Annotated in this window: 7 protein-coding genes; 6 read left to right on the top strand and 1 reads right to left on the bottom strand. The window is 73.2% G+C overall.

Annotated features, from left to right (window positions below):
* From ACSNOD_RS23680 to ACSNOD_RS23660, 5 genes are all read left to right on the top strand, one after another.
* The coding region (locus ACSNOD_RS23680) for a thioesterase domain-containing protein (RefSeq protein WP_436769051.1) at positions 1–1,416 on the top strand (1,416 nt) is incomplete at its 5' end.
* Positions 1,413–2,225 (top strand): thioesterase II family protein, encoded by an 813-nt coding sequence (locus ACSNOD_RS23675; protein WP_436769050.1) that lies wholly within the window; start codon positions 1,413–1,415, stop codon positions 2,223–2,225. The genes ACSNOD_RS23680 and ACSNOD_RS23675, both read left to right, overlap by 4 nt.
* Positions 2,209–3,810, top strand: a complete 1,602-nt coding sequence (locus ACSNOD_RS23670; protein WP_436769049.1) for an acyl-CoA carboxylase subunit beta — start codon at positions 2,209–2,211, stop codon at positions 3,808–3,810. Before ACSNOD_RS23675 ends, ACSNOD_RS23670 begins: the two co-directional genes overlap by 17 nt.
* Positions 3,807–5,417, top strand: coding sequence for an amino acid adenylation domain-containing protein (locus ACSNOD_RS23665; protein WP_436769048.1), 1,611 nt, complete (start codon positions 3,807–3,809; stop codon positions 5,415–5,417). The genes ACSNOD_RS23670 and ACSNOD_RS23665 overlap by 4 nt, the downstream gene beginning before the upstream one ends.
* A gap of 75 nt (positions 5,418–5,492) precedes the next feature.
* On the top strand, positions 5,493–7,049 hold the full coding sequence (locus ACSNOD_RS23660; protein WP_436769047.1) for a DHA2 family efflux MFS transporter permease subunit: 1,557 nt from the start codon (positions 5,493–5,495) through the stop codon (positions 7,047–7,049).
* 24 nt (positions 7,050–7,073) lie between these two features.
* Here the strand turns inward: ACSNOD_RS23660 and ACSNOD_RS23655 are convergent, their stop codons facing one another.
* Positions 7,074–7,640, bottom strand: a complete 567-nt coding sequence (locus ACSNOD_RS23655; RefSeq protein WP_436769046.1) for a MarR family winged helix-turn-helix transcriptional regulator — start codon at positions 7,638–7,640, stop codon at positions 7,074–7,076.
* Positions 7,641–7,825: 185 nt separating this feature from the next.
* Between ACSNOD_RS23655 and ACSNOD_RS23650 the strand changes: the two genes are divergently transcribed.
* A partial coding sequence (locus ACSNOD_RS23650) for an MFS transporter (protein ID WP_436769045.1) occupies positions 7,826–9,324 on the top strand: 1,499 nt, incomplete at its 3' end.

Here is a 9,324-nt window from a genome sequence, read left to right as displayed (position 1 = left end):
ACCGAACCCGCCCCCGTACCCACCGCCGGGCCCGCCCCGGAGAGCGAGCCGAAGAACGCGGCCGTACAGGCCCCGTGGTGGGCCTACGCCGACTCCCTGCGCCCCGCGCCGCGCCCTTGGCCGGAGTGCGCCAACGACCCCCTGGCGCGCCGCCGGGAGGGCCTGCTGCTCCCACGGCTGCGCGCCGCGCTCGAAGCGGGCCCCCTGCCGCCGCACCTCGTCCCCGACGAGATCGTCCTGACCGACAGCCTGCCGCTGACCCGGCACGGGCGCCCCGACGCCACCGCGCTGCCCGCCCCCGACCGCCCCGCCAGGGACACGGCCGGCGCGTTCGTCGCCCCCCGGGACGGCACCGAGCTGCGGATCTGCCGGGTGTGGGAGGACGTGCTGGGCGTGCGCCCCGTCGGCGTCACCGACAACTTCTTCGCCCTGGGCGGGCACTCCCTGCTGGCGATGCGGGTGATCTCCCGGCTCCAGCGCCGATTCGACCAGGACATCGACCTGGCGGTGCTGTTCGGCCGTCCGACGGTCGCCGAACTCGCCGACGTGCTGCGGCCGGGGACCGGCCGCGGCGCCCGCTCCTCGCTGGTCGCCCTGCGCGAGGGGGGCGGCCGACCGCCGTTCCTCGCCGTCCACCAGACCGGCATGAACACGCTCGTCTACCAGTTCCTGGCCGACGAGCTCGGCCCCCAGCAGCCCTTCCACATGCTCGAACACTCCGACATCGGGCAGTTCGAACGACTGGAGGACCTGGCGGCGCACTACGTGACCGCCGTCCGCCAGGCGTTCCCGCATGGCCCGTACCGGCTCGGCGGCCTGTCGTTCGGCGGTCTCGTCGCCTTCGAGATGGCCCAGCAGCTCGTCGCCGCCGGGGAGGAGGTCGACGTGCTGACCCTGTTCGAGTCCTCGCTGCCGGGCACGCCGCCGGACCGGGGCGGCCCGCGCGAACTCCTCGCCTACCGCACCCACCACTACGCACGCGTCTTCGAGCTGATCTTCCACCGCTCGGTGCGGCTCTCCGAACAGGAGTTGCTCCCGCTCGACGAGCAGGGCCAGCTCGACCTCCTCCACCAGCGGGTCGCGGAGGTGCTCGACGGGGACATCGGCGTCGACCTGTTCCGCGCCACCGTGGAAGCGGTCCGCACCGCCCGCGCCATGATGCGGGGCTACCGGCCCGCGCCCTGGGACGGCCCGCTGCACCTGTTCCTCGGGCGGGAACCCATGCCCGAGGGCATCAACGACCCCGAGTTCTACCGCCCCGACCGCGCCCTGGGGTGGGACGCCGTGGCCCCGCGGCTGGAGATCGTGGACGTCCCCGGCGACCACCTGACGCTGCTCAACCCGCCCAACGTCGAAGTCCTCGCCCGCCATCTGCGCCCCCTGCTGGAGGGGCGCGCCACCGGAGGCCCCCGATGATCCGAACCCGCCCGGCGGAGCCCCTCGCCCGGCCGCCGCGCCCGGGGCGCCGGCCGCCCTGGTTCGTCTCGTTCGACGACCGCCCGGAGGCGTCGCTGACCCTGATCTGCTTCCCGTTCGCCGGCGCCAGCGCCCCCGCGTTCCGGCCGTGGCTGCCGCTGCTGCCGCGCTCCGTCGCCCTGCGCGCGGTGCAGCTGCCGGGCCGGCAGGACCGCATGCGCGAGCCGGCGATGACCGGCCATCGCGAGATCGTCGACGCCCTGGCCGACGCGATGGCCGAGCGGCCGCCGGAGCGCCCGTACGCCTTCTTCGGCCACAGCATGGGAGCGCTGCTGGCCTTTGAACTCACCCGGGAACTGCGCCGCCGGGGCGCCCCGGCCCCGGTGCTGCTGGGCGTCTCCGGGTGGCCCGCGCCGAGCGGTGTGCCCTCGTACGCCCCGATCAGCGGACTGCCGGACGACCGGTTCCTCGCGGCGGTCGCCACGCTGGGCGGCATGCCGGACGAGGTGCTCGCCGAGCCCGAACTGATCAATGTGCTGCTGCCGTCGCTCCGCGCCGACTTCGGCGTCTGCGAGCGCTACCGGTACCGGCCCGGCGAGCCGCTCGACATCCCGCTGACCGTCTTCGGCGGCACCCGGGACCCGATGACCACGATGGAGGGACTGCGCGGATGGCGGACGGAGTCGACGCGGCCGGTGCGGGTCCGGCAGTACCAGGGGGACCACTTCTACCTGCTCCAGCACGCGCCCGCCGTCGTGGGGGCCCTCGTCGACGAGATCCGCGGGGCGTCGCATGACACGGCGGGCTGAGCGGGGGCCGGCCGTGGTGCCGGGGGAGTCCACCGGCACGGTGGGGAAGTGCGCCGACCTCGCCCGCCGACGCGCGGAGGCGCTGTCGGCCGGCTCGGCCGCGGCGGTGGCCAGGCAGCACGCCCGGGGCAAGCTGACGGCGCGGGAGCGGATCGACCTGCTGCTCGACCCGGGCTCCTTCGTCGAGCTCGGACAGCTGGCCCGGCACCGCTGCCACGAGTTCGGCATGGAGCGCTCCCGCCCGTACGGCGACGGCGTGGTGACCGGCCACGGCACGGTCGACGGCCGGACGGTGTGCGTGTTCGCCCAGGACTTCACCGTCTTCGGCGGCACGCTCGGCGAGGTGTACGGCGAGAAGATCGTCAAACTGATGGACCTCGCCGCGTCGATCGGCTGCCCGCTGATCGGACTCAACGACTCGGGCGGGGCCCGCATCCAGGAGGGCGTGGCCTCGCTGGCCCAGTACGCCGAGATCTTCCGCCGCAATGTCGCGCTCTCCGGTGTCGTCCCGCAGATCTCCGTCCAACTGGGGCCCTGCGCCGGGGGCGCCGCCTACTCCCCGGCCGCCACCGACTTCGTGATCATGGTGGACAGGCTCTCCCACATGTTCGTCACCGGGCCGGAGGTGATCAAGGCGGTGACCGGCGAGGAGGCCGACCCGGAGACCCTCGGCGGCGCCCGTACGCACAACGAGGTCACGGGCAACGCCCACTACCTCGCCACGGACGAGGAGGACGCGCTCGACTACGTCCGGGTCCTCCTCGGTCATCTGCCGTCCAACAACGAGGCGGACGCGCCCGTCTACGCCCCCTCGCGCGCCACCCCGGAGGAGCCCGACACCTGGCTGGACACGGCCGTCCCCGACGCCGACAACCGGCCGTACGACATGCGCGCCATCGTCCAGCGGGTGGTGGACGACGGCGAACTCCTGGAGGTCGCCGCGCTGTTCGCCCGCAACGTGCTCTGTGCCTTCGGCCGGGTGGAGGGGCGCTCGGTGGGGGTCGTCGCCAATCAGCCGCTGCACGCGGGTGGCGCCCTCGACATCGCCGCCTCGGAGAAGGCCGCCCGGTTCATCCGCTTCTGCGATGCCTTCGGCATCCCGGTGCTGACGTTCGTGGACGTGCCCGGCTTCATCCCCGGGGCCGAGCAGGAGCACGGTGGCATCATCCGGCGCGGCGCCAAGCTCGGTTACGCGTACGCCGAGGCCGGCGTGCCCATGATCACCATCGTGGTGCGCAAGGCGTTCGGCGGCGGCTACGCCGTCATGGGCTCCAAACACCTGGGCATCGATGTGAACCTCGCCTGGCCCACGGCGCAGATCGCCGTGATGGGGGCGCAGGCCGCCGCCGAGGTGCTGCATCGCAAGCAGATCGCGGAGGCCGACGACCCGGCCACCTTCAAGAAGCAGCTCGTGGTCACGTACGAGGAGACCCTGTGCAACCCCTATCTCGCGGCGGACCGCGGCTATGTGGACGCGGTGATCACGCCGTCGTCGACCCGCGACGAGATCGTCCGGCGACTGCGGGTGCTGCGGACGAAGCGCCGCCCGGTGTCCGCCAAGTGGCACGGGAACATGCCGCTGTGAGGCGGCCGCGAGGCGCCGCCGCGAGGTCGGGGGAGGCCGAGGAGCGGATGGAGCGGATGGAGCGGATGTTCGCGCGCGTCGCGGCGAAGGCGCCGGACGCCGTGGCGGTGGAGGACCGCGGCCGGGTCGTGACGTACCGGGAACTGGCCGCGGCCGCCGCGGACGTCGCCCGCTCCCTGGAGGGGGCCGGTGTGCCGCCCGGCGGTCTGGTCGGTCTGCGCGCGGGCCGCGGGGCGGGAGTGATCGCGGGCATGCTGGGCATCTGGCGGCACGGCTGCGGCTACGTCCCCATCGACCCGCGCTACCCGACGGCCCGTCAGGAGTACCTCGTCGACGACACCGGCGTGGGACACGTGGTCACCGAGGACCCGGCGGTCGGCGGACTCCCCGTGGGCGGCTCCGTAGGCGGTTCCGTGGGCGGCTCCGTGGGCCGCGGGCTCTCCGTGGTGCCCACGGGGCGCCACCCGGACACCGCCCCGCCGGTGCCGCCCGACACGGCGTACGTGATCCACACCTCCGGCTCCACCGGCGCGCCGAAGGGCGTCGTGATCCGGCACGCACAGCTGCGCGCCCTGCTGGGGAACTGTCCGGGCTACGCATTCGGGCCGGACGACGTCTGGTCCTTCTTCCACTCGCCCAGCTTCGACTTCAGCGTGTGGGAGATCTGGGGAGCCCTGAGCACCGGGGGACGGATCGTCGTCGTCCCCGAGGAGGTCGCCACGGACCCCGCGGCCCTGGCCGATCTGCTGGCCACCCGGCGGGTCACCGTCCTGAGTCAAGTGCCCTCCGTCTTCGCCCATCTGGTGCGCGGACTGGAGGACCGCCCCGTCCCCCTGCCCGCCCTGCGGTACGTGGTGTTCGGCGGCGAGGCGGTCGGCGCGCCCGTGATCCAACGCTGGTACGACCTCGGGCTCGCCCCGCGGGCCGAACTGCACAACATGTACGGCATCACGGAGATCACGGTGCACGCCACGGACACGGTGATCGGGCCCGAGACCCTCGACCGGCACCTGATGGGCACCCCCATCGGGCGCGCCCTGCCCCATCTGACCATCGCGCTGCTGGAGGAGTCCGCTCCGGTCCCGCCCGGCGTGCCCGGTGAGATCCATGTCGCGGGCGCGGGGGTCGCCCACGGCTATCTCGGCCGCCCGGAACTGACCGCCGAGCGGTTCGTCCGCCTCCCCTTCGACGACTTCGCGCAGGTCTGGTACCGGACCGGCGACTACGCGGTGGCGGACGACGAGGGCGAGCTGGAGTTCCTCGGCCGCCGCGACGAACAGGTCAAACTGCGGGGCTTCCGCATCGAGCTCGGCGAGATCGAGGCCGCCCTGCACCGGCTGCCGCAGATCCGCGAGTGCGCGGTCGTCCTCACCGAGGCGCCGAGCGGCGAGCCGCTGCTGGCCGCCTGCTGTGTGCCGACGGACGGCCCGGTCGACCCCGGGGACCTGCGGACGGCGCTCGGCACGGTGCTGCCCCGGCACATGCTGCCCTCGGTCTACGTCAATCTGCCGGCGTTGCCGCTCACCCTTTCCGGCAAACTCGACCGCGCGTCCCTGGCCCCCCTCGTCCTCGAATCCGCAGGCCCGCCGCGGGAAGAACGGAACTGACGGCTACCGCCCTTCGGGAGTGAGTATCACAATGAGCCCGGCCCGCTCGCAGGCGACAGGGAAAGGCGCCGTCCTATGAACGCAGACTCCGAGCCCGAGCGATATCCGCACCGCTGGTGGGCACTTGGGGTGCTGTCCCTGAGCCTGCTCATCATCGGGCTGGACACCACGATCCTCAACATCGCGCTGTCGACGCTCGCCACGGATCTGAACGCCGACAACCGCGATCTGCAGTGGATCACCGACTCCTACATCCTGGTCTTCGCCGGACTGCTGCTGCCGGCCGGGGCGTTCGGGGACCGCTTCGGGCGCAAGCGGGTGCTGATCGCCGGCCTCGTCGTCTTCGGCGTGGCCTCGGTGTGGTGCGCCTGGGCGCCGAGCGCGGACTCCCTCATCCTGGCCCGGGCCCTGATGGGGCTCGGGGCGGCGGTCGTCACGCCCCTGAGCCTCTCCCTGGTCCCGGTGATGTTCACCGAGCGGGAGCGCTCGCGCGCCATCGCCGTCTGGTCGGTCGGCATGATGCTGGGCCTGCCCCTGGGGCCGCTGGTCGGCGGCTACCTCCTGGAGCACTACTGGTGGGGGTCGGTCTTCCTGATCAACGTCCCCTTCATCCTGATCGCCCTGCTCGCGGGCGGCGCGCTGGTCCCGGAGACCAAGGACCCCGCGAAGCCCCGGGTCGACTACCCCGGCGCGCTGCTCATCACGGTGAGTCTCACCATGCTGGTGTTCGGGATCATCGAGGGCCCCATCGAGGGCTGGAGCGACCCGCTCATCCTCGGCGCGCTCCTCGGCGGGGTCGCCCTGCTGGTGGCCTTCGTCCTGTGGGAGAACCGCGCCGCCCAGCCGCTCATCGACCTCTCCCTGTTCCGCAACCGGCGCTTCACGGGCGCCACCTGTGTGGCGACCGTGGTCTCCTTCACGATGTTCGGCGTGCTGTTCATCGTGCCGCAGTACCTCCAAGTCGTCCTGGGCAACGGCACCTTCGGAACCGGGCTGCGTCTGCTGCCGATGATCGTGACCTTCATGCTCAGCGCCGGGATCGGCGACGTCGTGGCCAAGCGCCTCGGTCCGCGGACGGCGATCACGGCCGGCGCGGTGCTGCTCGCCGCCGGGCTGGTGGCCGGGGCCTGGACCGCGACCACCGAGGGCTACGGGCCGATCGCCGTGGCCATGGCCGTCATGGGCCTGGGCCTCGGGCTGTCCCTGCCGACCGCCATGGACGTCATCGTCGGCGAGCTCCCCACGACCCGCACCGGGACCGGCATCGCGCTCACGATGGCCATCCGCCAGGTCGCGGCGGCCCTGGGGGTCGCCCTGCTGGGCAGCCTGGTCGCCTCCGTCTACGACGACCGGGTGGGACCGGCGGCGGCCCGGCTGGGCGGCCCGGCTGGCCAGGCGGTCTCCGACTCGGTGGCCGGAGCGGCCGCGGTGGCCGAGAAGCTGGGCCCCCGGGCGGGCGACGCGCTGCGCGAGACGGCCTTCAACGGGTTCACGGACGCGATGGCCGTCTCGTTCTGGGTCTGCGCGGCCACGGCGGTCGTCGGCACGGGGGTGGCGGCGGTCCTGCTGGGCCGCCGCGAACGCCACGCCGCGCCCACCGCCGATCCGACGGCCGCGCCACGCGGCGGGTAGCGGGGCCGCAAAACCCGGCCGCCGTCAGGCGTGACCCACGTGGGAGACCCCGCGGACGTTCAGCTTCTCCTGCACATCGCCCAGCAGCGTCCGCAGCAGCTCGGTCAGGATGTCCCGCTGCTCGGCGGTCAGCCCGTCGAGCAGCTCGACCTCCCGGGACAGCACCTGGTCGACGACGCGTTCCACCAGGTCGTGGCCGGCGGGGGTGAGCGCCACCAGGACGGCCCGCGAACGCCCGGGCGCGGGGCGGCGGGTGACCAGCTCGTCCCGCTCGGCACGGGCCACGCGCTGGGAGATCGCGCCGGCGGTCACCAGGGACTGCTCGGCGAGCTCCCGCGTGCTCAGGGTGTACGGGGGGCCGCTGCGGCGCAGCACGCTGAGGAGGTCGAGGGTGGCCGGGTCGAGGCCGGCCTCGGCCAGCACCCGGCGCCGGTCGTCGCCGAAGTGCTTGGCGAGCTGCCAGATCCGGGTGACCACGCCGATGGAGGTCACCGGGGTCTGCGGCCGCTCCCGGCGCCAGGCGTCGGCGATCGCGTCGACGGCGTCGTCCTGAGCGGCACCCTGACCGGGCTCTTTCTGTGGCGTCTGCATGGGGCTCCCCTCACGTGCTACATTCAGCTCTAAATTAAGCGCTAAACGTAGGGCTTCGAGACTCCGTATCGTACGCCGACCGCCCGGCACCGGGCGCAGGTCCCGTAGAGCTTCGACATTCAGTGGTGGCCATGAGCGCATCAGCAGGGAAAGAGCTAGGGAAAGAACAGACGTCAGCGAGTCCGGTGGGCACGGTCCCGGACCTCGGTCGAGCCGGGCCCGCCGCCCGGGACTGGGCGGGACTCGCCGTGGTGCTGCTCGCGATGTTCATGAGCCAGATCGACATGTTCATCGTGAACGTGGCGGCGCCGGAGATCCAGTCCGATCTGCGTGCCGGTTTCGGGCAGCTCCAGTTCGTGATCGGCGGGTACGTCATCGCGTACGCCGCGGGCCTGGTGACCGGCGGCCGGCTGGGCGACCGCGCCGGGCGCAAGAAGGTGTTCCAGTACGGCGTCGCCTCGTTCACGGCGACCTCCCTCCTGTGCGCCCTGGCCCCGTCGGCGAACACGCTGATCGCGGCCCGCGTCCTCCAGGGGCTCGCGGCGGCGCTGATGACCCCGCAGATCCTGTCGCTCATCCGCGCCGTCTTCGTCCACGGCCGGGACCGCGCCCGCGCGGTGGGCGCCTACGGGGCCGCCATCGGCGCAGGCGTCATCGCCGGGCTGGTCGGCGGCGGGCTCCTCCTCGACCTGGACGTCGCGGGGCTGGGCTGGCGCATGATCTTCCTGATCAATGTGCCGATCGGAGTCGTGATCCTGTGCGCGGCCGCACCGGCGCTGAGCGAGAGCCGCAGTGCCGACAGCCCGCGGCTGGACACCGTCGGCGTGGTGTTCACCGCGCTGCTCCTGCCGCTCGTGCTGGTCCCGCTCACCATCGGCCCCGAGAAGGGCTGGCCCTGGTGGACGTACCCGTGCTTCGTGCTGGCCGCCGGGACGGCCGTGGCGTTCCTGCGCTGGGAGCGCCGGCTGGAGGCCCGGGGCAGCGCCCCGCTGCTGCCCGGCAGGCTGCTCGGGGCCCGCGGCTTCCCCCTCAGCATGGCCACCGTACTGACGTTCTTCGCGGGCAACGCGGGCCTCTTCCTCGTGCTCACGTATCACCTGCAGTCGGGCATCCGACTGTTCCCGATGGACGCCGGCCTGGTGTTCGTTCCGCTCGGCGTGGGGTTCATCCTGGCCTCCGCCGTCTGCCGGAAGCCGGCCGCCCGCTTCGGCATCCGGGTCTCGGTCGTCGGCGCGCTCCTCATGGCCGCCGGCCTCTGCGCCGTGCCGGCGGTGACCCATACGGGGGCGACGCGCCAAGCCGTACTGCTGGCCGCCGTCATGGGCGTCTCCGGCTTCGGACAGGGGCTCGTCGTGGCACCGCTGGTCGACACGGTGCTGGCGCGTGTGCACCCGGACGACGCGGGGGCGGGCTCCGGTGTGCTGAACACGGTCACCCAGGCGGGCATGGCCCTGGGCGTCGCCGCGATCGGCGCGCTCTACCGAGCCCTGCTCGGGACGAACCCGGACTCGCCCGGCGACCACGTCACCGCCTCCGACTTCGCCGACGTCTTCGACGCGACGAGCCTCGTACTGGCCGTGCTGGCCCTCGCTGTCGCACTGCTGTGCGCACGGCTGGGCAGGATTCGTACGGGTGCGGGGGGCCCGCTCGCCGTCGCGGTGGGGCGCCGCGCACCCGTACGAAT

This window comes from Streptomyces sp. URMC 123 (assembly GCF_051386515.1).
Taxonomy (GTDB): domain Bacteria; phylum Actinomycetota; class Actinomycetes; order Streptomycetales; family Streptomycetaceae; genus Streptomyces.
The sequence above is the reverse complement of the archived record's forward strand: the minus strand, read 5'-3'. Positions and strand labels throughout refer to the sequence as shown.

Excerpts from the sequence above, each read along its gene's own strand:
- ACSNOD_RS23655 (WP_436769046.1), bottom strand. The coding sequence starts at position 7,640 with ATGCAGACGCCACAGAAAGAGCCCGGTCAGGGTGCCGCTCAGGACGAC.
- ACSNOD_RS23675 (WP_436769050.1), top strand. The coding sequence starts at position 1,413 with ATGATCCGAACCCGCCCGGCGGAGCCCCTCGCCCGGCCGCCGCGCCCG.
- ACSNOD_RS23660 (WP_436769047.1), top strand. The coding sequence starts at position 5,493 with ATGAACGCAGACTCCGAGCCCGAGCGATATCCGCACCGCTGGTGGGCA.
- ACSNOD_RS23670 (WP_436769049.1), top strand. The coding sequence starts at position 2,209 with ATGACACGGCGGGCTGAGCGGGGGCCGGCCGTGGTGCCGGGGGAGTCC.